We start from the raw sequence: 26,267 nt of genomic DNA on the forward strand, positions 1-26,267 counted from the left end.
AGCCGCAGGTCGCCGAACCGCCCCAGGCCAAATTCCAGTCCCAACATCAAACGCTCCGTGAATCATCACTCAACCCACGGAATCAGCAATCAAATCGCCTAGCAAGATGTGTGCATACGAGAGCCGCCTGCGGGGAGAGGTCGGATTGCATCGCCAGATGCAATCCGGGTGAGGGGGTACAGGTCTCAACGCTCGGCGTGTTCGCCGAGGGGAGCCCTCCGCTCCAACGCCCGCATGATTTCGGAATATTAGAATAATACCCCTGATTTGCCCGACGCGTCAAGTTGGGTTGTCGAACGCCGGCCGCCGCCGGCTCCTTTGCATGGGGTTGTTTTCGATATTTTCGTAAGCGCCCTTGCCGCGGCCGCCGGTTCCTGCGTTTACCGCCCGGCGGCCTTCTTCGGCTTGCCGATGTCGCTGCGCAGCGCCTCGAGGTCCTTGCGCACGGCGCTTGCCGCGTCGCGCTCGATCTTGCGGTAGCGCGCCACCAAAGAGAGGCCGAACGGGGTCAGCACCGCACCGCCGCCATTCTTGCCACCGGTCTGCCGCTCCACCGCCGCCTGCCGGCAGATGCGGTTGATCTCGTCGACCAGGTCCCAGGCGCGCTTGTAGCTCATGTCCATGGCGCGGCCGGCGGCGGAGATCGAGCCGCATTCCTTGATCCGCTCAAGCAGCAGGATCTTGCCCGGCCCGATCCGGTCCTCGGCATCGAGGTCGATGCGGACGCTGAGGGAGGGGAGCGATGAGGCGCTCGATTTCGACATGGGAGACCTGTTCTCGTGGCAACAGATTGCCACTACCCGCTTTCATGAACAAGATGAACCCGTTAGATAACGGGCATGATCCGGAAAAGTGGGTACCGGTTTTCGGGGCGGATCATGCCCAGACTACAACGGGAAATGACACAAGATTAATTGGGGCAGGCATGAATCCTCCGTCGCTGTTTTCTCCGCTCAAGATCGGTCCCTACCAGCTCGAACATCGCGTCGTGATGGCGCCGCTGACGCGGATGCGGGCGGCGCGGCCGAGCCTCGCGCCACGGCCGATCAACGCGGAATATTACGCGCAGCGCGCCACGCCCGGCGGCTTGCTGATCGCGGAGGCCTCGCCGGTGGTTGCGACCGGCTTCGGCAATCCCGGTGTTCCCGGCATCTATAGCGAGGCCCAGATCGCGGGCTGGCGCGAGGTGGTGGATGCCGTGCACGCCAAGGGCGGCTTGATCTTCCTGCAGCTCTGGCACGTCGGCCGCGTCTCGCATTCCTCGTTCCAGCCGGGCGGCGCGCTGCCGGTGGCGCCGTCGGCGGTGGCGATCCCCTCCGAGTTCAAGTGCATGACGGCGGACGGCAAGGTGGTCGATTACGAGACGCCGCGCGCGCTCGACACCGACGAGGTCGCCCTGATGGTCGAGGCCTACCGGCAGGGCGCGAAGAACGCGCTCGCCGCCGGCTTCGACGGCGTCGAGGTTCACGGCGCCAATGGCTATCTGATCGAGCAGTTCCTGCAGTCGCGCAGCAACCTGCGCACCGACCGGTATGGCGGCTCGATCGAGAACCGCGTCCGCTTCCTGATGGAGGTGACGCAGGCGGTGACCGAGGTCTGGGGCGCCAGCCGCGTCGGCGTCCGGCTCTCGCCCTACGGCATCGCCAATGGCAGCGGCGAGGCCGACCCGATGCCGCTCTACAGCCACGCCATCACGGCGCTGGACAAGCTCGGGCTCGCCTATCTGCATTTCATCGAGCCGCGCGCCTCGGGCACCGGCCGCGCCGAGGTCGATTGGCAGAACGTGCCGTCCGCGATGGTGCTGTACCGCCCGATGTGGAGCGGCGTGCTGATCACGGCCGGCAATTTCGTCAGCGAATCCGCGCAGAGCGCGGTCGCCGAAGGTCATGCCGATGCGATCGCGTTCGGCCGCTACTTCATCTCCAACCCGGATCTGCCGCGCCGGCTGCAGCGCGGCTATCCGCTGACCAAGTACAACCGCGCCACCTTCTATGCCGGCGAGGAGAAGGGCTACACGGATTATCCGGTGCACGACGAATTGGCGCAGGCGTAACTCTTCGTAGCCCGGATATCGCTTCGCTCGTCCGGGCAACAACGCCTTGATGGGAGACCGCGATGTTTCCGGACGACGAGTTCGAGCCGACCAAGAAGCCAAAGCCGGTGGCGCTGGCGAAGCCCGCGGCCGGCCAATGCCTGTGCGGCAAGGTGCGGTTCGAGATCGATGTGCCGGCGCGCTGGGCCTGGCATGATCACAGCGCCGCCAGCCGTCGTGCGCACGGCGCGGTTTACGCGACCTATGTCGGCAGCTGGAAGAAGCGCTTCCGCATCACGCAAGGCGAAAGCGAGCTGTCGCGCTACGAGGACGCGAAAAGCAAGACCGCGCGCAGCTTCTGCGCCAATTGCGGCACGCCCATCATCTACGAGCGCGCGCGGTCGCCGCACATGGTCAACATCCCGCGCGCGCTGTTCTCCGGGCGCACCGGCCGGCAGCCGCTCTATCACATCGCGATCGAGGAACTGCAGGAATGGGCCTACACGGGCGAGCCGCTGGTGCCGCTGAAGGGCTATCCCGGCGTGGTCTGGCAGCGCTCGAAAAAGAAGAAGCGCAGCGAGCGTGAGGGGATGTTCTAGCGAGTGCTTCGCCTCAGGCGCGCGCCTGCGGAATGCGGCCATGACCGCCCGCTCGATTGCCCCTCGCGCGCAAGTTTGGTCATCTCCCTCGATCCCCGTCGGCCAACGCGCCGACAGGCCTGGAGGGAACATGAAAAATCGCATTACCGGCCGCTCGGCATTTTTGGCGCTGCTGAAGGATGAGGGCGTCACCCATCTGTTCGGCAATCCCGGCACCACCGAACTGCCGATCATGCACGCGCTGAAGGACCATCCCGATCTCACCTATGTGATGGCGATGCAGGAGAGCCTGGTGGTCGCGATGGCCGATGGCTTCAGCCGCGCCTCCGGCAAGCTCGTCGCCTGCAACGTCCATGTCGCGCCGGGCCTCGGCAACGCGATGGGCTCGCTCTACAATGCGAGCTTCACCGGCACGCCGTTGATCCTGACCGCCGGTCAGCAGGAACAGGGCCATGGTCTGACCGAACCGGTGCTCTACGGTCCGCTGGTGCAGATGGCGACGCCGCTGGTGAAATGGGCGGTCGAGGTGACGCGGCTCGAAGACCTGCCGCGCATCGTGCGCCGCGCCGCCAAGATCGCGACCACGCCGCCGACCGGGCCAGTGTTCATCTCGCTGCCCGGCGACATCCTCAATTCCGAAGCCGGCATTGAGCTCGGCCGCTCCACCCGGATCGACACGCGGGTGAGGCCGTCGGAGGATTCGCTCAAGGCGCTGGCCGCGCGCATCCTGAAAGCGGAGCGACCGGTGATCGTCGTCGGCGACGAGATCGTGAAAAGCGATGCGCTGCGCGAGGCGGCCGATCTCGCCGAGACGCTGGGCTGCCCGGCCTGGCAATCGCCGACTCCTTATGGTTCGCACTTCCTCTCCGAAAGCCCGAGCTTCATGGGCGCGATCGCGCGGCTGCAGAAGGTCGCGCGCGACGTGCTGGCACCGCATGATCTGTTGATCGCGCTCGGCGGCGATCCGCTGCGGATGTCCGTTTACAGCGAGGTCGATCCGCTGCCGGACGGGCTCTCGATCGTGCAGGTCGGGCTGGTCGACAGCGACCTTGCCAGGAACTATGGCGCCGAGATCGCGGTGAAGGCGGACGTCAAGGAAACGCTGCGCGCGCTGGTGCCGGCGTTGAAGGAGGCCGGCGGCGGCGCGCTGGAGACGCGTGCCAGGCAGGGACTCGCGGCCTTGTCGACCAAGAACTGGGCGGCGAAGCGCAAGGCGCTGGTCGAACAGATCTCGAAGGCGAGTCAGACCTCGCCGATCGATCCGGACTGGCTCGCGTTGCAGGTCGTGGAGGCGATGCCCGACAACGCGATCCTGGTCGACGAGGGCCTGACCTCGTCGCGCCAGATCATCGGCTTGCGGCCGCATCGCGACCGCTACGGCTATCACGCGCTCGCCTCCGGCGGCATCGGCTGGGGCCTGCCGGCCGCGGTCGGCGTCAGCCTCGCCAATCCAGAGCGGCCGGTGGTGTGCTATTCCGGCGACGGCTCGTCGATGTATTCGATCCAGTCGCTGTGGACCGCGGCCAATCACAAGCTGCCGCTCAACTTCGTCATCGTCAACAATGGCGGCTACCGCATCATCAAGCAGCGCCTGCTCGCCTTCCACGGCGACGACAACTATGTCGGCATGGATTTCATCGACCCGCCGGTCGATTTCACCGGCGTCGCACGCTCGCTTGGGCTCGAGGCGATCAAGGTCACCGACCCAAAGGAGCTGAAGGGTGTGATGAAGTCGGCGTTCAGCCGTCCGGGCGCGAAGCTGATCGAGGTGGTGGTGAGCAATGCGGTGAATTGAGATTTCGCTGCGTGCTCAATCCATCCCCGTCACCCTGAGGAGCGCGAAGCGCGTCTCGAAGGGTGCACGGCCCGGCCGGTGGCCGTCGATCCTTCGAGACGCGCGCAAGAGCGCGCTCCTCAGGATGACGGGACGGCAGATGTGTGTGCCGCGTCATTGCGAGGCGCGAAGCGACGAAGCAATCCATGATCCCGCATATGCGGAAGGATGGATTGCTTCGCGGAGCCTGTCATCCGGCGGCGCTTTGCGCCGACCGGGTGGCTCGCAATGACGGGTGTGGCTACGTCGTCGTCTTCTTCACCCGATACCGGGTCGCCGGATGCGTCGCGTCCAGCCTCGCACGCCCTTCGCCGAACAGCTTCTCGCGCAAGGTGCCCTTGGCATACTCGCGCTTGTAGCGGCCGCGCTTGACGAGCTCCGGCACCAGCATGTCGGCGATGTCCTCGAAATCGCCGGGCGAGATCGCAAACGCGACATTGAGGCCGTCGACGTCGGTGTCCTCGAACCATTGCTCGATCTTGTCGGCGACCTGCTCCGGCGAGCCGACCACCACGGGGCCGGCGCCGCCGATGCCGACATGCTCGGCGACCTCGCGCACGGTCCAGATCCGCTCGGGATCGGCGCGGGTGACGTTGTCCATCGCGGAGCGGCCAGCGTCGTTCTGCACGTGCCGGACCTCCTGGTCGAGCGAATAGGTCGAGAAGTCGACGCCGGTCCAGCCCGACATCAGCGCCAGCGCGCCCTCATGGCTGATATGGCGGCGATACTCGGCGTACTTCGCCTTCGCCTCCGCCTCGGTCGGCGCCACCACAACGCACATCATCGAGAACATCAGGATCTCGGCCGGGTTGCGACCCTTCGCGGCGGCGAGCTCGCGGATCGCCGAGACGCGTGGGCCGATCACCTTCGCCGACGGTCCCGACATGAACACGCATTCGGCATGCTCGGCGGCGAACTGCCGGCCGCGCGGCGAAGTGCCGGCCTGGTAGAGCACGGGCGTGCGCTGCGGCGACGGCTCCGACAGGTGGATCGCGTTGAGCCGGTAGTTGTTGCCGTCATGGCGTACCGGATGCACCTTGCTCGGATCGGTGAAGATGCCGCGCGCGATGTCGCGGATCGCGGCGTCGTCCTCCCAGCTGCCTTCCCAGAGCTTGTAGACCAGCTCCATATATTCGTCGGCGAGCTCGTAGCGGTCGTCATGCGCGGTCTGCTTGTCCTTGCCGGCGCCGCGCGCGGCGGAATCGAGATAGCCGGTGACCACGTTCCAGCCGACCCGGCCGCCGGTGAGGTGATCGAGCGTCGACATCCGCCGCGCGAACGGGTAGGGCGGCTCGAAGGAGAGATTGCTGGTGACGCCGAAGCCGAGATTTTCGGTCACCGCGGCCATCGCCGGGATCAGCATCAACGGTTCGTTGGCCGGGGTCTGCGCCGCGTTGCGCAGCGCCGCATCCGGATTGCCGGCATAGACGTCGTAGACGCCGAGCACATCGGCGAGGAACAGGCCGTCGAACCGGCCGCGCTCCAGCGTCTTCGCCAGATCGATCCAGTAGGACAGCTTGTTGTAGTCCTTGGTGCGGTCGCGCGGATGGGTCCACAGCCCCGGCGACTGATGCGCCACGCAGTTCATGGCAAAGGCGTTGAGCCGGATTTGTTTTGTCATTGTCGAAACCTTGGTCGAAACCTTGCGCGCCGCTTCGAATGCTGCCCGGTCGATGCCGGGCGTCCCGCTTCAACTTGTTGCGACTTCCCACGTTTTGGCAAGGCCCATTCGCATTTCGCGCCCTTCCGGTCGCGAGCCGATCCCGATAGGTTGCGCCCCTCCAGAAGCATGATCGGGACGCAAAGCGCAGCTTTCCGGCGGGATCATGCCAAGACGCGACCGGACGAAGGAACAATCATGGCGACACGGGCCGACGCAATCGCAAAGGTGCGAGAGCATTTTCAATCGGGAGAGTTCTTGAAGGAACTGGACCGCAGGGTCGGCTACCAGACCGAGAGCCTGAATGCCGACAAGGCCGATGCGCTGCGCGCTTATCTGGTGGAGAATCTGCAGCCGGCCTTCGCCGAGCTCGATTTCAAGACCCACCTGATCGAGTCGCCGACCGGCCGCGGGCCCTATCTGATTGCCGACTATCAGGAAGACGCTTCGCGGCCGACCGTGCTGACCTACGGCCATGGCGACGTCGTCGACGGCATGGTCGGCGAATGGCGCGACGGGCTCAATCCGTGGCAGACCACGGTCAAGGGCGAGCGCGTCTATGGCCGCGGCACCGCCGACAACAAGGGCCAGCATTCGATCAACATGGCGGCGCTGCGCGCGGTGAAGCAGGCGCGCGGCGGCAAGCTCGGCTTCAATGCCAAATTCATCATTGAGACCGGCGAGGAGATCGGCTCGCCCGATCTGCGCGAGGTCTGCGAGGCGCATCGCGAGGAGCTGAAGGCCGACCTGTTCATTGCCTCGGACGGGCCGCGGCTGTCGGCGGAGCGGCCGACCATCTTCCTCGGCTGCCGCGGCGGCAACCGCATCCATCTCGACGTCAATCTGCGCGAGGGCGGCAACCATTCCGGCAATTGGGGCGGCGTGCTCGCCAACCCCGCCACGATCCTGGCGAGCGCGATCGCAAGCCTGGTCGACGGCAAGGGCCGCATGAAGCTCGAGATCCTGAAACCCTCGCCGATCTCGAACCGCGTCCGCGCCGCGCTCGCCGACGTCGAGGTCAAGCCGACGGCGGACGAACCGGCGCTGGCGGAAGATTGGGGCGAGGAGGGCCTGACCGCGGCTGAGCGGCTCTACGCCTGGAACACGCTCGAAGTGCTGGCGATGTCGTCGGGCAATATCGAAAAGCCCGCCAACGCGATTCCCGGCAAGGCCAACGCCGTGCTGCAGCTCCGCTTCGTCGTCGGCACCCGGCATCTCGAGGTGATCGACGCAGTGCGGGATCATCTGCACAACAACGGCTTTCCGATGGTCGAGGTCTCCGGCACGCAGCGCTTTGCCGCCTCGCGCACCGACATGGACAGCCCGTGGATCGACTGGGCGGCGAACTCGATCCGCGCCACCACCGGCAAGGCGCCGGCGGTGCTGCCGAATTTCGGCGGCTCGCTGCCGAACGACGTGTTCTCCGAAGGCCTCGGCCTGCCGACGATCTGGGTGCCGCATTCCTATCCGGGCTGCTCGCAGCACGCCCCCGACGAGCACATCCTGCTGCCGGTGACCGAGGAGGCGCTGACCATCATGGCCGGCCTGTTCTGGGACCTCGGCGAGGCCGCGCGTTAAGGTCGAAGGACGGGCGCGCTTTTTCTCCGTCATCCCCGCGCAAAGGCTTCGCCTTTGTCGCTGGAGGTGCGAGCGGAGCGAGCCTCGAAGGATGCACGGCCCCGCCGGTGGCCGTCGATCCTTCGAGACGCGGCTGACGCCGCTCCTCAGGATGACGGGGAAGATGTGAATGGCCGGGCTTAGGCGAGCGGACGCAACGCCGTTCTTCGAACGATAAGCCCGGGTACAACGCGTTGAGAGAAGAGTGCCGACACGGCCAAGGAAATTTGATGACACTATCGACATCGACGCCGATTAACTCCGAAGCCGACGTTACGACCAAGAAAAACATCACCCGCCTGATCGTCGCGACTTCGGTCGGCAATGCGCTCGAATGGTACGACATCTCGGTCTATGCCTATTTCGCGGTGTATCTCTCCAAGGCGTTCTTCCCGGCCAATGATCCGACCACCTCGCTGCTGTTGACCTTCGGCAGCTTCGGCTTGTCGTTTCTGATCCGCCCGATCGGCGGCGTCGTGCTCGGTGCCTATGCCGACCGGCACGGCCGCAAGGCCTCGCTGATGCTGTCGATCGTGCTGATGACGTTCGGAACGCTGGTGCTGGCGCTGATGCCGACCTATCAGACCATCGGCATCCTGGCGCCGATCGCGGTGCTGCTGGCGCGGCTGGTGCAGGGGTTTTCCGCCGGCGGCGAGTTCGGCTCCTCGACCGCGTTCCTGGTCGAGCACATGCCGGAGCGGCGCGGCTTCGTGGCGAGCTGGCAGTTCGCGAGCCAGGGCGTCAGCGGTCTGTTGGGCGCGGGCTTCGGTGCGCTCCTGACCTCGCTGATGAGCCCGGAGGATCTGCAGTCCTGGGGCTGGCGGCTGCCGTTCCTGTTCGGCGTCCTGATCGGCCCGGTCGGCATCTACATCCGCAACCATGTCGACGATGCGATCCCGCCGCCGGCGGCGAAGCAGGAATCGCCGGTCAGGGAAGTGTTCGCGCGGCAGAAGCTCGCCACGATGCTCGCGATCGGCGCGCTCGCGGTGTCGACCGCGGTCAACTATTTGATCGTCTACATGCCGACCTATGTGGTGAAGACGCTCAACCTCGCGCCGTCGGTCGGCTTCATCGCCTCGTTCGCCGCGCAGACCGCGGTTGCGCTGCTGGCGCCGATCGCAGGCATGGTCTCCGACAAGATCGGACGCACCACCCACATGATCCTGTTCGCGCTGCTGCTGCTGGTGTCGATCTTCCCGGCCTTCCTCCTGCTCACCGGCAAGCCGACGCCGATGATCATCCTGATCGGCGTGCTCTGGCTCGGCGTCCTGAAGTCGCTGTACTACGGGCCGCTGGCCGCGCTGATGTCGGAACTGTTTCCGGCGGCGACGCGTGCGACCGGGCTCGGTCTCAGCTACAATATCGGCGTCACATTGTTCGGCGGCATGGGGCCGGCGATCATGACCTGGCTGGGCGGCTTCGCGCCGATCGGCGAGGTCGCGCCGGGCTATTATCTCACCGCGGTCTGCATCCTCAGCCTCTGCGCGCTGTTCACGATCCGCAGGCTGCGGCTGGCGTAGCGCATGATCCGAAAAAGTGCGAAGCGGCTTTTTCGAAAGGATCATGCTAACCGCATCAGATTTCGTGATGCGAAATTCAAATATCCTTATTGTTGCACAGCAGCGTAGATAGTCGAAATCAAAGTTTCATCTGACGAAAGTATACGGTGTCCGGCGCACGTCATCCGTCCTAGGATGATGTCCGCCGGGCGCGTCTAAACGTCGTGCCCGGTTCAGGATTTGGAATTGACGGCAAGGAAGGCCAGGGCATGAACGCCTCAACGACTGCGACCGCACGGACCAGCCGCAAGAGGCCACTGCCGGCGCCGGGCCAACCCGACAAGTTCAACGCGATCCAGAAGGTCTGCGCCATCCTGCGCGTGCTGGCGCAGCGTTCGCCGCTGCGGCTCACCGACATCGCCGACACCACCTCGCTGAACAAGGCGACGGCGCTGCGCATCCTCAACTCGCTGATCGAGGAAGGCTTCGTCAGCCGCGTCGCCGGCGCCAAGACCTATGAGCTCGGCCAGGAGGCGCGGGTGATGGCGGTCGGCGCGCGCCGTTCGGTCGACATCGCCGAGCTGGCGCAGCCGAGCCTGCTGCGGCTGTCGGAGCGCTCGGCCGATACGGCGCTGCTGTCGGTGCGCTCCGGCGTCGAGGCGCTCTATCTGGCGCGCTCGGTCGGCAACCATCCGCTGCAACCGAACTATCTGCAGATCGGCAGCCGCCGTCCGCTCGGTGTCGGCGCCGGCGCGCTGGCGCTGCTGGTCTGGCTGCCGGATGCCGAGATCGAGGCTGTGATCGAGGTGATCGTGCCGCGGCTGGCGAAATCGCCGCGCATCACGCCGAAGTTCCTGCGCGAGCGGATCGCCATGGCGCGCAAGGCCGGCCACACCGTGCTGATCGACGCCGCGTTCCCCGGCATGGGCGGCGTCGGCGTGCCGGTCCGTGACGATGCCGGCGAGGTGGTCGCCGCGCTCTCGATCGGCGCCGCGTCCGACCGCATCCGCCGCCGCGAAGGCGAGCTCGCCGACATGCTGAAGAGGGAAGCCCAGGTGCTGGCCCGCGCACTGGCCCAGGCGCCGAAGAATGGGCGGGGCGTGAAGGCGAGTTGAATGGTCCCGCGCTATCCGTCGCCTCTCCTCGCGTGCGGGTGAGGGGGAGCCTCCGCGGATACTGCTATGACCGTGCTTGCGGAGGCAGCCCCTCACCCCAACCCTCCAAGAGCGAGCTCCGCTCGTCTCGACCCCGTAAGAACGGGGCGAGGGAGCGCAGTGCCGATGCGGCTGCTTCTCAACCCGATCCAGCCTCGCTCTCCTACGCCCCCTCATCCAGCGCCACCAGCTCGCGCTTCTTGCGCAGTGAGGGCAGCAGCGGGCCGACCAGCAGCACCAGCGCGAAGGCGAGGCAGATCGCCGAGATCGGCCGCTCCACGAAGGTCATGAGATCGCCCTGCGAGAGGATCAGCGATTTGCGCAGGTTGTTCTCCAGCATCGGCCCGAGCACGAAGGCCAGCACCAGCGGCGCCGGCTCGTAGCCGAGCTTGCGCATGAAATAGCCGATCACACCGAACGCGATCATGACGTGGACGTCGAACACGTTGTTGCTGGAGCAGTAGACGCCGATGATCGTGAACAGGATGATCAGCGGGAACAGCACGTTGTAGGGCAGCCGCAGCAGCTGCACCCACATGCCGATCATCGGCAGGTTGAGCACCAAGAGCATCAGGTTGCCGATATACATGCTGGCAACGATGCCCCAGAACAGCGTCGGGTTCTGCGAGATCATCAGCGGTCCCGGCTGCAGGCCGTGGATCACGAAAGCGCCGAGCAGCAGCGCCATCACCACATTCGGCGGGATGCCGAGCGTCATCAGCGGAATGAAGGCGCCGCCGGCCGCGGAATTGTTCGCCGATTCCGGCCCCGCGACGCCCTCGATAGCGCCGTGGCCGAAGCGCTCCGGATGCTTCGAGAGCCGCTTCTCCAGCGCGTAGGAGGCGAACGACGCCACCACGGCGCCGCCACCGGGCAGGATGCCGAGGAAGAAGCCGAGCACCGTGCCGCGCGCCACCGGTCCGGCGCTGGCCTTCCAGTCCTCCTTGCTCGGCAGCAATTGGTTGATCCTGGTCTTGATGATGTCGCGCTTGATCGCCTGCTCGGTGTTGAGCAGCACCTCGGCGACGCCGAACAGGCCCATCACGACCGGCACCAGGCCGATGCCGTCGATCAGCTCGAGGCGGCCGAAGGTCAGCCGCGGCTGCGCCGTGATGCTGTCGAGCCCGACCAGGCCGAGCACGACGCCGATGCAGGCCATCAACAGCGCCTTGGCCATCGAGCCCTGGGTGAGGAATGTCAGCACCACGAGGCCGAGCACCATCAGGCTGAAATATTCGGCCGGCCCGAACGCGATCGCGACGCTGGCGAGTGAGGGCGCCACCAGCATCAGGGCGATCAGCGCGAACGTGCCGGCGATGAACGAGCCGAAGGCGGAGATGCCGAGCGCGGGGCCGGCGCGGCCCTGCTTCGCCATCTGATGGCCGTCGATGCAGGTGACGACGGAGGCCGCTTCGCCGGGGATGTTGACCAGGATCGAGGTGGTCGAGCCGCCATACATCGAGCCGTAATAGATGCCGGCCATCATGATGATGCCGGATTCCGGCGTGCCGGACAGCGTCACCGGCAGCAGCAGCGACATCGCCGAGATCGGGCCGATGCCGGGCAGCACGCCGACCAGCGTGCCGATGAACACGCCGATGAAGCAGTAGAGCAGGTTGATCGGCAGCAGCGCGACGCCGAGGCCGTGGGCGACGTTGACGAGAGTATCCATGGGCGCTCAACCGATCTCGAAGATGCCGCTCGGCAGCTGGATCGCGAGCAGATGCTTCAGCACCCACCACATCCCGAGCGGGGCAAGGATGGACAGCGGGATCGCCAGCGACCAGCGCACCGGATCGATCACGCGGAGCAGCAACAGCATCAGCGGGATCGCCGACAGCAGGAAGCCGAGCGGCTCCAGCGCAAAGGCGAACGCGGTGAGGCAGACGATGACCAGCACCGGCTTGCCCCAGCGCGCATTCTCCCAGCGCGAGGCGAAGGTCGGCCCGCCCTCGGTGACCGCCGCGATCATGATCGAGGCCGCGAACACGCACATCAGGATGCCGGTGTAGAACAGCACGTAGCCGGAGCCGGGATCGTTGATGGTGCCGAGCTTCAGCTTGAGGCCCGACCAGATCACGAAGGCGCCGAGCCCGAGTCCGATCAGCCCGCCCCAGAGCTCGGAGTTGTTGAGGCGGAATTTGACGTTGGTTTGGTCTGTCATGGGAAGTGCTCTCGTCAAGTCGCGAGGTGGGGCATCGACCTATCCCCGTCATTGCGAGCGAAGCGAAGCAATCCATTTCACCGCATGTGCGGAAGGATGGATTGCTTCGTCGCTTCGCTCCTCGCAATGACGGGCGGAGGCTTCGCGGCCGGTCCTTACTTCTTCGCCAGCCCGAGCGTGTCGATCACCTTGCGCTCGGACTCGGTGACCTCGCCCACGAACTTCTTGTAGTCCTCGGTGTTCTTGTAGTTCGGCACCATGTCGTATTTGGCGAGCGTCGCGATCACCGCCGGGTCCTCGATCGCCTTCTTGAAGGCATCGTGCAGCTTGGCGACGATCTTGGGGTCCATGCCCTTGGGGCCGGCGATGCCGAACGGCGAGTCATAGACCATGGGGTAGCCGAGCTCCTTCAGCGTCGGCACGTCGGGATAGTTCGGCGAGCGCGCGCCGGTCCACACCATCAACAGGCGGAGCTTGCCGGCATCGACCAGCGGCCGCCAGCCGGTGGAATCCGCCTGCAGCATGGTGTGCTGGCCGAGCACGGCCGCATTGGTCTCGGCGCCGCCTTTGAACGGCACCTGGGTCAGCTTGATCCCGGCCATCAGGGCGATCTGCTCCATGCCGACATGCAGCGAGGTGCCGGTGCCGGGCGTCGCATAGGTCACCTTGCCCGGGTTCTTCTTGGCGAAATCGACGACGTCCTGCCAGGTCTTGAACTGCGACTCGGCGTTGGTGGTGACGCCGAAGGTGTAGCCGGTGAGGTGGATGATGTAGGAGAAATCCTTCGCCGGATCCCACGACACTTCCTGCATCAAGGGCAGGCGGAACACGGTGATCGGGATCTGGGCGATGGTGTAGCCGTCGGGCTTGGCGCCGGCGGCCATCGTCGCGGGGCCCACGGTGCCGCCGCCGCCCGCCTTGTTGTCGACCGCGATTGGCTGGCCCAGCACCTTGGAGGCGCTCTCGGCGATCGCGCGCATCGAGATATCGGTCGAGCCGCCCGCCGGCCATGGCACGATCAGCGTGATCGGCTTGGTCGGATAATCCTGCGCGAGCGCCGCTGTTGACACCAGCATGCCGGCGGCGGCGACCAGGACCATCAAGCGATTGCGGTGCGACATCTCGATCTCTCCCTTATGACCGCGTTCGATCGCGGCCGCGTCTTGTTCGGTGTTGGCAATGATCGTCCCTGTCATGCTGGGACCGAGCGCATTGGACAGAACGGGGCGGGCAACGGAAGCGCGAATTGCGCTCGAAGCGCCGGCTGCGACAATTGGTCTGCCGCGATTTGGCGCGACCTGCCGAGCCGCGGAATTCAATCGGCCTTTGGTCGGACGGATTGGCCGTTCCTGGCACTGTGCCGGGAGGGCGCGGGGTGTGCGCGCCTGACCGGCAAGCCGGGTTTGGTCAAGCGAATAATCAAGGGAACCCAAAGGCATCGGCGCCTTGCGGGATTGCGCGCTTGCCGTCATCATGGCGCCGCCCGCTGCAGGAACGCCGCCCGACAGATGACGCCATCGCCTGACGCCACCGACGACGCTGTGACGAGGGCGTTTGCCGGCCTTCCCGCATTGCTCGACGAGGCCCCTCGGCTGGTTGCGCGCGGGCGGCTGCTCGATTGCGACTGCCTGATCGGCCCGATGGCGCGGCCGTTTCATGCCGCGATCCGCAGCGGGCGCATCGTCGAGCTTGCGCCGTCACCGGTCCTGATGCGCTCCTGGCGCTTTTCCTATCGCGCGACGCCGCAGGCCTGGGCCGCCTATTGGCAGGCCGAGCCGAAGCCCGGCTGGCACGATCTGCTGGCGCTGACCAAGCGCGGCGAGGCCGTGCCGGAAGGCGACCTGCATCCCTTCATGGCGCATCTGCAATACTTCAAGGACCTGCTGGCGCTGCCGCGGCAACATTTCGCGGCGGCCGTATCATGAGCGGCAAGATCACGAACGGTCACATCGAGCCGATGGTCGGCCGCTACGTTCACGTCGAGATCGGCGGCGAGCTGCACCGCATCTATTTCGAGGAGAACGGCACGGGCATTCCGCTGGTCTGCCTGCACACCGCGGGATCAGATGCGCGGCAGTGGCGCCATCTGCTCGCGGATACGCAGTTTGCCGAAAATTTCCGCATCATTGCCTTCGATATGCCCTGGCATGGCAAGTCGAATCCGCCGATGAGCTGGACCGGCGATGAATACCAACTCACCACTGCGCGCTACACCGAGACCATCCGCGCCTTCTGTCGGGCGCTGGGGCTGGAGAAGCCTGTCGTGATGGGCTGCTCGATCGGCGGCCGCATCGTGCTTAACCTTGCGATCGAATATGCCGCCGAGTTCCGCGCGCTGATCGGGCTCGAGGCTGCCGATTTCCAGACGCCGTGGTATGACACCAGCTGGCTGAACCGGCCGGACGTTCACGGCGGCGAAGTCTGCGCCGCGCTGGTGTCCGGGCTGATCGCCCCGCAAAGCCCTGAGCCTGCGCGGATGGAAACGCTATGGGCCTACAAGCAGGGCGGTCCCGGCGTGTTCAAGGGCGACCTGTATTTCTACCGTGTCGACGGCGACCTGCGCGGCCGGGTCGCGTCAATCGAGACTAAAGTATGCAACCTCTATCTGCTTACGGGCGAGTATGATTTCTCCTGCACGCCCGAGGATACGAGGCGGACCGCAGCGGCAATAGGGGGCGCCAGCGTCACGATCATGGAGCAGCTCGGTCATTTTCCGATGAGCGAGAATCCGGAACAGTTTCGCCGCTATATCGCACCCGTCCTCGCTGATATTCTCACGCACTAGAACGACCGTTTCCACGCAAGGAGTAGACGTATGACACGCAACTATCTGATCGGCTTCGCGCTCGCCGCCGCGCTGGGCGCGAGCCAGGCGCAAGCCCAGGAGCTGACCGGCACGCTGAAGAACATCAAGGACACCGGCGCGATCACGCTCGGCTACCGCGACTCCTCGATCCCGTTCTCCTATCTCGACGACAACCAGAAGCCGGTCGGCTACGCCATGGACATCTGCTACAAGATCGTCGATGCCGTGAAGAAGGAGCTGAAGCTCGACAAGCTCGAGGTCAAGCTCAACCCGGTGACCTCGGCGACCCGTATTCCGCTGATGGCCAACGGCACCGTCGACCTCGAATGCGGCTCGACCACCAACAATGCCGAGCGCCAGAAGCAGGTCTCCTTCACCAACAGCCACTTCCTGACCGCCAGCCGCTACGTCACCAAGAAGGCGAGCAAGATCAATTCGATCGACGATCTGAAGGGCAAGACGGTGGTCTCGACCGCCGGCACCACCAACATCAAGCAGCTCACCGAGGCCAACCTCGCGCGCGGGCTGAGCGTCAATATCATCCCGGCCAAGGATCATGCCGAGGCCTTCCTGATGGTCGAGACCGATCGCGCGGTCGCCTTCGTGATGGACGACATCCTGCTCGCGAGCCTCGTCGCCGGCTCGAAGTCGCCGGATGACTACGTGATCTCCAAGGACGCGTTCTCCAAGCCCGAGCCCTACGGCATCATGCTGCGCAAGGACGACGCGCCGTTCAAGAAGGTCGTCGACGCCGCAACCGCCGCGCTTTACACCAGCGGCGAGGGCCAGAAGATCTATGACAAGTGGTTCACCCAAAAGATCCCGCCGAAGGGCCTGAATCTCAACTCGCCGGCTGGACCGGAGATGAAGAAGCAGTTTGCGAAGCCGTCGGACTCTCCGGATCCGGATGCCTATCTGGTCAACTGACCGCTGCGTATGACCCGTCGCCTCCTTTTGGGAGCGGGTCCTGAAAGTTAGCATGTCCGGCCATTTTTGGAGGAGAATGGCCGGACATTTGCATAGACGCCGCGCGCGATGCCGGCGTAATGCCGTGACCGGCACGGCCGCGTGGGGGACCTGTGAACTACAATTGGAACTGGCACATCTTCCTTGAGCCGAACCCGATGGGGACCGGCACCTATCTCGACCTGTTGCTGTCGGGGCTGGTGGTCACCGTCAAGGTGTCGGTGCTGGCCTGGATCATCGCGCTGGTGTCCGGCTCGGTGATCGGCGTGCTGCGCACGCTGCCGTCGCGGGCCGCGTCGTGGATCGGCTTCTGCTGGGTCGAGTTCTTCCGCAACATGCCGCTCTTGGTGCAGCTGTTCCTGTGGTTCTTCGTGCTGCCCGAACTGTTGCCGCGGTCGGCCGGGCTGTGGCTGAAGCAACTGCCGAATGCGCCGTTCTGGACCGCCGCGATCGGCGTCGGCTTCTTCATGTCGGCGCGCGTCGCCGTGCAATTGCAGGCCGGCATCACCTCGCTGCCGCGCGGGCAGAAGCAGGCCTCGACCGCGCTCGGCCTCACCACGCTGCAGACCTATCGCTACGTGCTGCTGCCGATGGCGTTCCGCATCATCCTGCCGCCGCTGACCTCCGAATTCCTCAACACCATCAAGAACAGCGCGGTCGCCATCACCATCGGCCTGATCGAACTGACCGGCCAGGCCCGCTCGATGCAGGAATTCTCGTTCCAGGTGTTCGAGGCGTTCACGGCGGCAACGGTGCTCTACCTGCTCCTCAATTTCGTCGTGGTGACCGCGATGCGCTTCCTCGAGCGCTATGTCGCGATCCCCGGCTACATCACGGGCAAATGACGATGATCGGCAGTTTCGATTTCGACGTCATCCGCCGCTCGCTGCCCTACCTGTTCCTAGAGGGCATGCGCTTCACGCTGACCTTGACCGCGCTCGCCGCGTTCGGCGGCCTGGTGTTCGGCACGCTGATCGCCCTGATGCGGCTGTCGAGCTACAAGGTGCTCGGGCGCATCGCGGGCTTCTATGTCGACTTCATCCGCTCGCTGCCGCTGGTGCTGGTGATTTTCTGGTTCTACTTCCTGGTGCCGTATATCGGGCAGTGGCTGACCGGCGCGTCGCGGCCGATCACGGTCGGCGCCTTCGCTTCCTCGCTGATCACCTTTATTGCGTTCGAGGCGGCGTATTTCTCCGAGATCATGCGCGCCGGCATCCAGTCGATCTCGAAGGGCCAGCCGGCTGCGGCCAGCGCGCTCGGCCTGACCTATGCGCAGTCGATGCGCTACGTCGTGCTGCCGCAGGCGTTTCGCAACATGCTGCCGGTGCTGCTGACACAGACCATCGTGCTGTTCCAGGACACCTCGCTGGTCTACGTGCTGTCGATCCCGGATTTCCTCGGCGCCGCCAGCAAGGTCGCTCAGCGCGACGGCCGCCTGGTCGAAATGTATCTGTTCGCCGCGCTGGTCTACTTCGTCATTTCCTGTATCGCGTCCTACGGCGTTCGCCGCCTGCAGGCGCGCATTGCCATCGTTCGCTGAGGCATGACCCGGAAAAGTGGGAACCGGTTTTCCGACAAGGTCATGCCTAAACAAAAAAGCTGAGCCATCATGATCGAGATCAACCACGTCAACAAATGGTACGGGCCGAGCTTCCAGGTGCTGAAGGACTGCACCACCAGCGTCGCCAAGGGCGAGGTGGTGGTGGTCTGCGGCCCGTCCGGCTCGGGCAAGTCGACCCTGATCAAATGCGTCAACGCGCTGGAGCCGATCCAGGGTGGCGACATCACGCTCGACGGCGTCAAGGTCAATGATCCCAAGACCGACCTGCCGAAGCTGCGTTCGCGCGTCGGCATGGTGTTCCAGCATTTCGAACTGTTTCCGCACTTACGGATCATCGACAATCTCCGCCTCGCGCAGGAGAAGGTGCTCGGCCGCAAGTCTGAGGACGCCACCGCCAAGGGCATGAAGCTTCTGGAGCGCGTCGGGCTGAAGGATCATGCCAAGAAGTTTCCGGCGGAGTTGTCCGGCGGCCAGCAGCAGCGCGTCGCGATCGCCCGCGCGCTGGCGATGGACCCGATCGCGATGCTGTTCGACGAGCCGACCTCGGCGCTCGATCCGGAGATGATCAGCGAGGTGCTCGACGTCATGGTCGACCTCGCCCGCGAGGGCATGACCATGATGGTCGTGACCCATGAAATGGGCTTTGCCAACAAGGTCGCCGACCGCGTCATCTTCATGGACCGCGGCGAGATCGTCGAGGACGCCAAGAAGGCCGACTTCTTCGGCACGCCGCGCAGCGACCGCGCGCAGAAGTTCCTGTCGAAGATCCTGCAGCACTGAGGCTGGGGAGCGCCGGACGCCCCTCCGTCATTGCGAGGAGCTCGCGACAAATTGCAAGGCAATTTGCGCTGAAGCGACGAAGCAATCCATCCATCCGCGTAGCCGGCGCTATGGATTGCTTCGCTTCGCTCGCAATGACGTGGAGGGCCTGGCTGTCATTCCGGGATGGTCCGAGGGACCAGACCGCAGGTGCGCAATTGCGTACGGGGAATCTCGAGATTCCGGGTTCGGTGCTGCGCATCGCCCCGGAATGACGGCGGCTACAGGGTTTTCCCCCGTTAACAATTTGCGTATACGAAGGCCTGAAACCACCTTCGTCCGCAGGAGAACTCGCGTGGAAAAGATCGCTTACGTCAACGGCTCGTTCGTGCCGCATTCGGAGGCCAAGGTCTCGGTCTTCGACCGCGGATTCCTGTTCGCCGACGGCATCTACGAGGTGGCGGCGGTGCTCGAGGGCAAGCTGATCGACAACGCCTCGCATCTGGCGCGGCTCAAGCGTTCGGTCGGCGAGATCCAGCTCGCGCTGCCGGAGACGCTGGAGCGGATCGAGGAGATCCAGAAGGAGCTGGTTGCGCGCAACGACCTCGTCAACGGCATGGTCTATCTCGAGGTCACCCGCGGCGCCGACAAGGGCCGCGACTTCGCCTTCCCGAAGGCCGACGTCAAGCCGACGCTCGTGATGTTCACCTCGGAAAAGGACATCATCAACGCGCCCTCGGCCAAGACCGGCATCAACGTCATCACGGTGCCCGACATCCGCTGGGAACGGCGCGACATCAAGAGCGTAGCGCTGCTGGCGCAGGTGCTGGCCAAGCAGGCCGCGGCCGCGGCCGGCGCCGGCGAAGCCTGGATGATCGAGGACGGCAAGGTCACCGAGGGCGGCTCGTCCTCGTCCTTCATCGTCACCCAGGACGATGTCATCGTGACCCGGCAGAACGGCAACGAGATCCTGCCCGGCTGCACCCGCAAGGCGGTGGTCAAGCTCGCCGAGGAACGCCAACTGCGCATCGAGGAGCGCGCCTTCACGATCGAGGAAGCGCTCGCCGCCAAGGAAGCCTTCATCACCAGCGCCTCCGTCTTCGTGCAGGGCGTGGTCGCGATCGACGGCAAGAAGGTCGGAGGCGGCAAGGTCGGCCCGATCACCGACCGCCTGCGCGAGATCTACGTCGAGTTCGCGAAGGCCACGGCGGTTTGACACTGGGTGGGGTGGGTTAGCGCAGCGTAACCCACCGACTTTGCTCACCGCGGAGAGAATGATGGGTTACGCCTTCGGCTAACCCACCCTACGGTCTGCGCATCGCCTTGGCACCGTCACCCTGAGGTGGCCGCTTCTTCAGCGGCCCTCGAAGGGTCGACGGCCCGTCTGTGGCCGTGCATCCTTCGAGACGCCTGCTGCGCAGGCTCCTCAGGATGACGGGGATGGATCGTCCGCGCTGCTCACGCCGCCGCCTTCGCCTTCACCGGATGCACCGCGCGGAAGCCGATGGCGATCCGATTCCAGGCGTTGATCGCGCCGATCAGCGTGGTCAGGTTGACCAGCTCGCTGTCCGAGAATTGGGCGCGCACGGCTTCATAGTCGGCGTCCGGCGCATGCGTCTCTGACACCAGCGTCAACGCTTCGGTCCAGGCCAGTGCCGCGCGCTCGCGCTCGCTGTAGAGCGGGGATTCGCGCCAGGCGTTGAGCAAATAGAGCCGCTGCTCGGTCTCGCCGTGCTTGCGGGCATCCTCGGTGTGCATGTTGATGCAGTAGGCACAGCCGTTGATCTGCGAGGCGCGGGTCTTGACCAGCTCGATCAGCGATTGCTCGAGGCCGCTCGCAGCGATCTGGTTTTCGACCGCGACCAGCGCTTTGATGGTCTCGGGTGCGGCCTGGTAGAAGTTCATACGGGGTTTCATGGTCGTTCTCCGTGGTTGTGGTTTGGGTTAGTGCGCACCGCCGCGAGTGAGGTGGCCCGGCTTCTTCAGGAAGAGTGTCGCCGCGAGTGCTATGATCAGCGCGACACCGAGCAGGTAGAAGGTATCACTGAAGGCGAGGATGTAGGCCTGCTTCTGCACGACCTTGCCGATCGCCGCGATTGCGCGGTGGGCGGCCGCGGCCTGGTCGGCGACGCCGTGGTTCATGAAATACTGCGTCAGCTGCTCAATCCGGTTGCGCGTGGCCTGTTCCAGCAGCGAGACCGACTGCATCAGCACGTTGGAGTGATATTGCTCGCGCTTGGTCAGCAGCGTCTGCAGCACGGCGATGCCGACCGCACCGCCGAGGTTGCGCATCATGTTGAACAGCGCGGAGGCCGAGCCCGCATTCTCCAGCTCGATGCCCGCGGTCGCAACCGCAGACAGCGGCGCCATCACCAGCGCCTGGCCGATGGCGCGGACGATGTTGGGCCAGAACAGCTGGTCGGTGGCGTAGTCGTTGGTCATGAAGATGTTCATGAAGTTGGAGCCGGCGAACAGCGCGAAGCCGACGCCGATGATGAGGCGCGGGTCGAAGCGCTGCATCAGCCGCGGCACCAGCGGGATCAGCGCGAGCTGCGGCAGCCCGGTCCAGGCCAGCACCATGCCGATCTGCTCGGCATTGTAGCCCTGGATGCGCGCGAGGTACTGCGGCAGGATGAACACCGAGCCGTACAGCGCGATGCCGAGCAGGAAGTTGGCCAGCATGCCGAAGCCGAAATTGCGGCGGGCGAGCAGGCGCAGATTGAGCAGCGGCTTCTCCACGGTGAATTCGACGATCAGGAAGGCGGCCAGCGCGACCGCCGCGATCACCGACAGGCGGACGATGAAGGGCGAGCCGAACCAGTCGTCCTTGTTGCCTTCCTCCAGCACGGTCTGCAGCGCGGCGAGGCCGATCGCCATGGTGATGATGCCGAGCCAGTCGCCCTGGCGGATCAACGACAGCTTCATCGGGCTCGGGTCAAGCGAGACGTAGAGCATCGCGATCATCACGGCGCCCGGCACCAGATTGACATAGAAGATGTACTGCCAGCCCCAGTTCTCGGTGAGGTAGCCGCCGATGGTCGGGCCGATCGCGGGCGCGAACGTCGCCGACAGCGCGAACAGCGCGAGCCCGATCGGCTGCTTGGCCTTCGGCAGCAGCGTGATGATCAGCGTGAACGCCATCGGGATCAGCACGCCGCCGGTGAAACCCTGCACGGCGCGCAGCGCGATCATCTGGGGCAGGTCCTGCGCCAGCGCGCATGCAGCCGAGAACACCAGGAACAGGAACGCATTGGTGAGCAGATAGATGCGCACCGAGAACACCTGCGCGAGCCAGCCGGAGAGGGGGATCACCACGATCTCGGCGATCAGATAGGAGGTCGAGATCCAGCCGCCGTCGTCGATCCCGGCGCCGATCGCGCCCTGCACATCGGCGAGCGAGGCGTTGACGATCTGGATGTTCAGCACCGCCATGAACGCGCCGAGCGTCGCCCCGATCACCGCGATCCAGGTTTTCGTGGGGATCGCCGGCGTTGCGGGGGCGGGGAGCGCGGCAGCGTTCGCTGCGTCGGCTGTGGGCTGAAGTGCGGTCATCGAGGTCGTCCTTGCTACCCACACAAGATGTATTAGGCGGCCGGTTTCGATAATCCGAGAAAGACTGGAAGGATTGTCCGGTAGAGGTTGATAATCAACGGCTGCGGCTGAGAGAGCGACTGCGGTTATGACCACGGCACGACGGCTGCGTTTGGCCTGCGTGCTGTCGACTAGTGAGGTGAGCACGCCTCTCAAGCTCCCTCTCCCGCTTGCGGGGGAGGGTGGGGTGGGGGCTCTCTCCACAAGATGACTCGCGGAGAGAGCCCCCACCCGCAAGCGGGAGAGGCGAAGAGGGCGTAGACAGCAAAACGCGATCGACCACCGATGGGTGATCGATCGCGCGGAGCCAGCCGAAGAAGCGTTTGGTCCTATCCGCCGTGCTGCCGCGTCGCCGATGCCAGCCGCCGCTTCTCCTCGCGCTCGGCCAGCACCGTCGCCTTGGTGTTGACGGTCGGGATCGCCGACATGCCGGGGCGCAAGAGGCCGGTTAGGCTGTGATCGTCGAGCACGATCTTCACCGGCACGCGCTGCACGATCTTGATGAAATTGCCGGTGGCGTTGTCGGGCGGCAGCAGCGCGAATTCGAGGCCGCTGGCCGGCGACAGGCTGTCGACATGACCCTTCAGCGTGGTGCCGCGAAAACTGTCGACCGTGAGCTCGACCGGCTGGCCGTTGCGCACATGGGTCAGCTGCGTCTCCTTGAAATTGGCGACCACATAGACCGCGTCCAGCGGCACCACCGCCATCAGCTGGGTGCCGGCCTGCACATATTGCCCGACGCGCAGCGTGCGGGCGCCGACCGTGCCGTCGACCGGCGCGGTGATCCGGGCGTAGAACAGATTGAGCTCGGCCTGGTGCTCGACCGCGCGAGCGCGGTCCACCTGCGCTGCGGCCTGGGCGCGCTGCGTGGTCAGCACGTCGACCTTGCGCTGCGCCGCCGACAGCGCCGACTTCGCATGCTGCAATTGCGCGGTGTTGGCGCGCAGCGCCGCGTCGGTCTGTTGCGCGCGCTGAATGGTCCCGGAGCCGGACTTCATCAGCCCGTCGTAGCGGGTCTGCTCCTCCTGCGCGAATTTCAGGTTGGCCTCGGCGGCGGTGACGTCGGCCGTGCTCTGGTCGATGATCGGCTGCTGCAGTTCGAGCTGGGCATCGAGGTTGCGCACCGAGGCTGTGGCGGCGTCGACATCCGCCTTGGCCTGACCGAGCGCGGTGCGGTAATCGCGGTCGTCGATCTCGGCCAGCAGCTGGCCGGCCTTCACCGGCTGGTTGTCGGTGACCAGCACCTTGGCGATGTAGCCCGAGACCTTCGGGGCGATGATCGTGGAGTCCGCCTTCACATAGGCGTCGTCGGTGGTTTCGAGGTAGCGGCCGGTGGTGACGTAGTCGTAACCAAAGTCGGCTGCCACGGCGGCGCCGATGATCGCGGCGAGCCCGAGCGCCACCCGCTTGACCGTTTTCCGCGACGGGCGGAGACCGATTTTGGCCGATTCTTCAGGGACATAAGTGGTGGTCGACATGACATCCTCCGGGTCGAACATTGCGTCCTTCCAGAAAGGGCGCCCAGTGCGGCCCCTTAGATGCAATGTCCTTCCCGCTGTGATAATCCCGATAAAACTGGAAGCATTATCAAGCCAGCGCTGATAATCCGGACCTTGCCGCATGGATCGCCTGACCAGCCTGACCGCCTTCGTCCGGGTCGTGGACACCGGCGGCTTCTCCGCGGCCGGCCGCAAGCTCAACATGTCCACCACCATGGTGAGCAACCACGTGCAGTCGCTGGAGGACCGGCTCGGCGCCCGGCTGCTCAACCGCACCACGCGCAAGGTCAGCCTCACCGAGGTCGGCCAAGCCTATTACGACCGCTGCGTCCAGATCCTCGCCGACATCGAGCAGGCCGACGACATCGCGGGCGCGCAGCAATCGGTGCCGCGCGGCACGCTGCGCATCTTCACCAACACCCATCTCGTCCAGTTCCTGTCGCCCGCGGTGGCCGAGTTCCTCGCCACCTATCCCGAGGTCAAGGTCGATCTCACGATCGGCGAGCGCAATGCCGATCTGATCGACGAGAATTACGATCTCGCGGTGCGCATGGTGCCGCCGCCGGACTCCAGCCTGATCGTGCGCACCATCGCGACCTGGCGCCACGTGCTGTGCTGCTCGCACGGCTATATCGAACAGCACGGCAAGCCAACGCTGCTGGCCGATCTCTCCGCGCGCAACTGCATGCGCCACGCCAACTATCCCTATGGCGACGAGTGGCGCTTCGCCGACCGCAAGGGCACGCCGGCCGCAGTGCGAGTCTCCGGAAATTTGATTTCCAACAGCGGCGAAACCCTGAAGCTCGCGGCACTGGCCGGCGTCGGCGTCTTCCTCGCGGCCGGCTTCCTGGTCCGCGACGAGCTGGAGTCGGGACAACTGGTGCGCCTGCTGCCCGAATACCGGCCGGTCGAGCTCACCATGAACGCGGTCTATCCGCACCGCCATCATCTCTCGGCGAAGGTCCGCACCTTCATCGACCTGCTGGTCCGTCACGCCACCGAGCAGCAGAAGCTGATCAATCCGTACTCGTGAGCGGCGCGGGCGCTTGCGATGATGGCACGCGTGCGCCCTTTATCACCGTCATCCCCGCGCAAAGGCGAAGCCTTTGCGCGGGGATGACGGGACTAATAGTGCGACGTTCCTTCCGCGTCATGACCACCCGGCAGCCGTTGCATAGCCGTTGCGTGTATGAAGATCGCCTCACTGCCGGGGTCCGTCATGCCGCTTCGTCTTCTCGCATCACTCCTGTTCGCGATCGCAGCAAACCTGCTGCTGCAACTGCCTGCGCGCGCCGCCTATCCCGACCACATCGTCAAGATCGTGGTGCCGTTCGCGCCCGGCGGCGGCACCGATGTCGTGGCGCGGACGCTGGCGCAGGAGATGCAAAAGGATCTCGGCGTCACCGTGATCATCGAGAACAAGCCGGGCGCCGGCACCATCATCGGCACGCAGAGCGTCGCGACGAGTCCAGCCGACGGCTACACGCTGCTGATGGCGACCTTCGCCAACGCGGTCAATCCGAGCCTCTACAGCAAGCTGCCTTATGACGCGCACAAGGATTTCGCGCCCGTGGCGCTGGTGGCGCGCTCGTTCAACGTCGTCGTGGTCAATCCCGCTTCGCCGATCAAGTCGATTGCCGATCTGATCGCGGCCGCGAAGGCCGATCCGCAGAAGCTGTCCTACGGCACCTATGGCACCGGCACCTCGGCGCATCTCGCCGGCGAACTGTTCAAGCACATGGCCGGGGTCAATCTCACCACCGTTCCCTACAAGGGCGCGGCGCCTGCCATCACCGACCTGATGGGCGGCCAGATTCAGGTGATGTTCACCACGGTGGCAAGCTGCGCCTCGCTGGTCGAGGCCGGGCAGCTGCGCGCGATCGGAGTGACGTCAGCCGAACGCTCGCCCGCGTTCCCGCAATTGCCGACGGTGTCGGAAGCTGGCGCCTCCGGCTATGTCGCCGAATCCTGGTACGGCCTTTACGCGCCGGCGAATACGCCGCCCGACATCATCGACCGCCTCAACAGGTCGGCGGCCAAGGCCGTGCAGGCGGAGGCCTTCAAGAAGCTCAGCGTCAATGAGGGCCTCGTGATGGTGGCCTCTCCTCCGGCCGAGCTCGACCGCTACTTTGCCGGCGAGGAGGTGCGCTGGCGCAAGGTGATAAAGGACGCGGGCATCAAGGCCGAATAGGCGGCATGCGCCAGGTGACGATCACATCTTTTTGCGTCGCATTGCCGTAACCGTGATTCTAGACGCAACGGACCGGTTCCTGGATCGTTGCCATGATCAGCGGAACCTCCCGCCTTGAGCTGTGTCTTGTGTTGAAGAGTAGGCCATGTGGATTCTGTTGCTGCTGCCGTTCATCGGCTTGCTGTGGGTGCCGTTCTATAATTTCGTCGAGCCTTCCCTGTTCGGCTTTCCCTTCTTCTACTGGTACCAACTCGCCTGGGTGCCGATCTCCTCGCTCTTGATCTGGCTGGTCTATCGCAGTCGCCGGCCCGATGCCGACGAGCCGCGGTGAGGGG

The 26,267-nt window shown here is 65.2% G+C and carries 24 protein-coding genes; 16 read left to right on the forward strand and 8 right to left on the reverse strand.

Features of this window, described 5'->3' with window-relative positions; genetic code table 11:
- Positions 1 to 380 precede the first annotated feature (380 nt).
- Entirely contained in the window at positions 381 to 764 is a 384-nt protein-coding gene (locus I6F38_RS24940; RefSeq protein WP_016846469.1) for a winged helix-turn-helix domain-containing protein, read from the reverse strand.
- Positions 765 to 925: 161 nt separating this feature from the next.
- Here I6F38_RS24940 and I6F38_RS24945 point away from each other — a divergent pair, with 161 nt between their 5' ends.
- The 3 genes from I6F38_RS24945 (at position 926) to I6F38_RS24955 (ending at position 4,426) form a co-directional block, all read left to right on the forward strand.
- Positions 926 to 2,053, forward strand: coding sequence for an alkene reductase (locus I6F38_RS24945; RefSeq protein WP_225162193.1), 1,128 nt, complete (start codon positions 926 to 928; stop codon positions 2,051 to 2,053).
- 62 nt (positions 2,054 to 2,115) lie between these two features.
- Positions 2,116 to 2,631 (forward strand): GFA family protein, encoded by a 516-nt coding sequence (locus tag I6F38_RS24950; RefSeq protein WP_225162194.1) that lies wholly within the window; start codon positions 2,116 to 2,118, stop codon positions 2,629 to 2,631.
- 130 nt (positions 2,632 to 2,761) lie between these two features.
- Positions 2,762 to 4,426, forward strand: a complete 1,665-nt coding sequence (locus I6F38_RS24955) for a thiamine pyrophosphate-binding protein (RefSeq protein ID WP_225162195.1) — start codon at positions 2,762 to 2,764, stop codon at positions 4,424 to 4,426.
- 280 nt (positions 4,427 to 4,706) lie between these two features.
- Here I6F38_RS24955 and I6F38_RS24960 read toward each other — a convergent pair whose 3' ends face one another.
- Positions 4,707 to 6,086, reverse strand: coding sequence for an LLM class flavin-dependent oxidoreductase (locus I6F38_RS24960; RefSeq protein WP_225162196.1), 1,380 nt, complete (start codon positions 6,084 to 6,086; stop codon positions 4,707 to 4,709).
- Between the two features lie 237 nt (positions 6,087 to 6,323).
- On the opposite strand from I6F38_RS24960, the gene I6F38_RS24965 reads away from it, so the two are divergent.
- From I6F38_RS24965 to I6F38_RS24975, 3 genes are all read left to right on the forward strand, one after another.
- Positions 6,324 to 7,703 carry a M20 family metallopeptidase gene (locus I6F38_RS24965; RefSeq protein WP_225162197.1) on the forward strand — a complete coding sequence of 460 codons (1,380 nt, stop codon included), beginning with the start codon at positions 6,324 to 6,326 and terminating at the stop codon, positions 7,701 to 7,703.
- A 269-nt stretch (positions 7,704 to 7,972) separates the two neighbouring features.
- On the forward strand, positions 7,973 to 9,262 hold the full coding sequence (locus tag I6F38_RS24970) for an MFS transporter (protein WP_225162198.1): 1,290 nt from the start codon (positions 7,973 to 7,975) through the stop codon (positions 9,260 to 9,262).
- A gap of 248 nt (positions 9,263 to 9,510) precedes the next feature.
- Positions 9,511 to 10,356, forward strand: a complete 846-nt coding sequence (locus tag I6F38_RS24975; protein ID WP_225162199.1) for an IclR family transcriptional regulator — start codon at positions 9,511 to 9,513, stop codon at positions 10,354 to 10,356.
- A 202-nt stretch (positions 10,357 to 10,558) separates the two neighbouring features.
- On the opposite strand, the gene I6F38_RS24980 is transcribed toward I6F38_RS24975, so the two are convergent.
- The 3 genes from I6F38_RS24980 to I6F38_RS24990 form a co-directional block, all read right to left on the reverse strand.
- The gene (locus tag I6F38_RS24980; protein ID WP_028341157.1) at positions 10,559 to 12,067 is read right to left on the reverse strand and encodes a tripartite tricarboxylate transporter permease; all 1,509 of its coding nucleotides are present in this window, start codon (positions 12,065 to 12,067) and stop codon (positions 10,559 to 10,561) included.
- Between the two features lie 6 nt (positions 12,068 to 12,073).
- Positions 12,074 to 12,559, reverse strand: a complete 486-nt coding sequence (locus I6F38_RS24985) for a tripartite tricarboxylate transporter TctB family protein (protein WP_016845625.1) — start codon at positions 12,557 to 12,559, stop codon at positions 12,074 to 12,076.
- Positions 12,560 to 12,714: 155 nt separating this feature from the next.
- The gene (locus I6F38_RS24990; protein ID WP_225162200.1) at positions 12,715 to 13,680 is read right to left on the reverse strand and encodes a tripartite tricarboxylate transporter substrate binding protein; all 966 of its coding nucleotides are present in this window, start codon (positions 13,678 to 13,680) and stop codon (positions 12,715 to 12,717) included.
- A 387-nt stretch (positions 13,681 to 14,067) separates the two neighbouring features.
- On the opposite strand from I6F38_RS24990, the gene I6F38_RS24995 reads away from it, so the two are divergent.
- The 7 genes from I6F38_RS24995 (at position 14,068) to I6F38_RS25025 (ending at position 19,867) form a co-directional block, all read left to right on the forward strand.
- Positions 14,068 to 14,484: a hypothetical protein gene (locus tag I6F38_RS24995; RefSeq protein ID WP_225162201.1), complete on the forward strand. Its 417-nt coding sequence runs from the start codon at positions 14,068 to 14,070 to the stop codon at positions 14,482 to 14,484.
- A complete protein-coding gene (locus tag I6F38_RS25000; RefSeq protein WP_225162202.1) occupies positions 14,481 to 15,344 on the forward strand; it encodes an alpha/beta hydrolase in 864 nt (287 codons plus the stop codon). Before I6F38_RS24995 ends, I6F38_RS25000 begins: the two co-directional genes overlap by 4 nt.
- A gap of 30 nt (positions 15,345 to 15,374) precedes the next feature.
- Complete coding sequence (locus tag I6F38_RS25005) at positions 15,375 to 16,292, forward strand: amino acid ABC transporter substrate-binding protein (RefSeq protein ID WP_225162203.1); 918 nt, start codon at positions 15,375 to 15,377, stop codon at positions 16,290 to 16,292.
- 152 nt (positions 16,293 to 16,444) lie between these two features.
- Positions 16,445 to 17,176 (forward strand): amino acid ABC transporter permease, encoded by a 732-nt coding sequence (locus I6F38_RS25010; RefSeq protein ID WP_225162204.1) that lies wholly within the window; start codon positions 16,445 to 16,447, stop codon positions 17,174 to 17,176.
- 2 nt (positions 17,177 to 17,178) lie between these two features.
- A complete protein-coding gene (locus I6F38_RS25015; RefSeq protein ID WP_225162205.1) occupies positions 17,179 to 17,871 on the forward strand; it encodes an ABC transporter permease subunit in 693 nt (230 codons plus the stop codon).
- A 69-nt stretch (positions 17,872 to 17,940) separates the two neighbouring features.
- Complete coding sequence (locus I6F38_RS25020; RefSeq protein WP_057015476.1) at positions 17,941 to 18,672, forward strand: amino acid ABC transporter ATP-binding protein; 732 nt, start codon at positions 17,941 to 17,943, stop codon at positions 18,670 to 18,672.
- A gap of 334 nt (positions 18,673 to 19,006) precedes the next feature.
- Positions 19,007 to 19,867: a D-amino-acid transaminase gene (locus I6F38_RS25025; RefSeq protein WP_057015475.1), complete on the forward strand. Its 861-nt coding sequence runs from the start codon at positions 19,007 to 19,009 to the stop codon at positions 19,865 to 19,867.
- A gap of 242 nt (positions 19,868 to 20,109) precedes the next feature.
- On the opposite strand, the gene I6F38_RS25030 is transcribed toward I6F38_RS25025, so the two are convergent.
- From I6F38_RS25030 to I6F38_RS25040, 3 genes are all read right to left on the reverse strand, one after another.
- Entirely contained in the window at positions 20,110 to 20,568 is a 459-nt protein-coding gene (locus I6F38_RS25030) for a carboxymuconolactone decarboxylase family protein (protein WP_057015474.1), read from the reverse strand.
- A 27-nt stretch (positions 20,569 to 20,595) separates the two neighbouring features.
- Positions 20,596 to 22,203 (reverse strand): MDR family MFS transporter, encoded by a 1,608-nt coding sequence (locus tag I6F38_RS25035; RefSeq protein ID WP_225162206.1) that lies wholly within the window; start codon positions 22,201 to 22,203, stop codon positions 20,596 to 20,598.
- A gap of 368 nt (positions 22,204 to 22,571) precedes the next feature.
- Complete coding sequence (locus I6F38_RS25040) at positions 22,572 to 23,720, reverse strand: HlyD family secretion protein (protein WP_225162207.1); 1,149 nt, start codon at positions 23,718 to 23,720, stop codon at positions 22,572 to 22,574.
- A gap of 142 nt (positions 23,721 to 23,862) precedes the next feature.
- On the opposite strand from I6F38_RS25040, the gene I6F38_RS25045 reads away from it, so the two are divergent.
- The 3 genes from I6F38_RS25045 to I6F38_RS25055 all read left to right on the forward strand — a co-directional run bounded on the left by I6F38_RS25045 (position 23,863) and on the right by I6F38_RS25055 (position 26,263).
- On the forward strand, positions 23,863 to 24,774 hold the full coding sequence (locus tag I6F38_RS25045) for a LysR family transcriptional regulator (protein WP_050385174.1): 912 nt from the start codon (positions 23,863 to 23,865) through the stop codon (positions 24,772 to 24,774).
- Between the two features lie 186 nt (positions 24,775 to 24,960).
- Positions 24,961 to 25,932 carry a tripartite tricarboxylate transporter substrate binding protein gene (locus tag I6F38_RS25050; RefSeq protein ID WP_225162208.1) on the forward strand — a complete coding sequence of 324 codons (972 nt, stop codon included), beginning with the start codon at positions 24,961 to 24,963 and terminating at the stop codon, positions 25,930 to 25,932.
- A gap of 145 nt (positions 25,933 to 26,077) precedes the next feature.
- Complete coding sequence (locus tag I6F38_RS25055; protein ID WP_038384255.1) at positions 26,078 to 26,263, forward strand: DUF3311 domain-containing protein; 186 nt, start codon at positions 26,078 to 26,080, stop codon at positions 26,261 to 26,263.
- Positions 26,264 to 26,267: the final 4 nt, after the last annotated feature.

This window comes from Bradyrhizobium sp. BRP56 (assembly GCF_020194035.1).
Classification (GTDB): domain Bacteria; phylum Pseudomonadota; class Alphaproteobacteria; order Rhizobiales; family Xanthobacteraceae; genus Bradyrhizobium; species Bradyrhizobium australafricanum.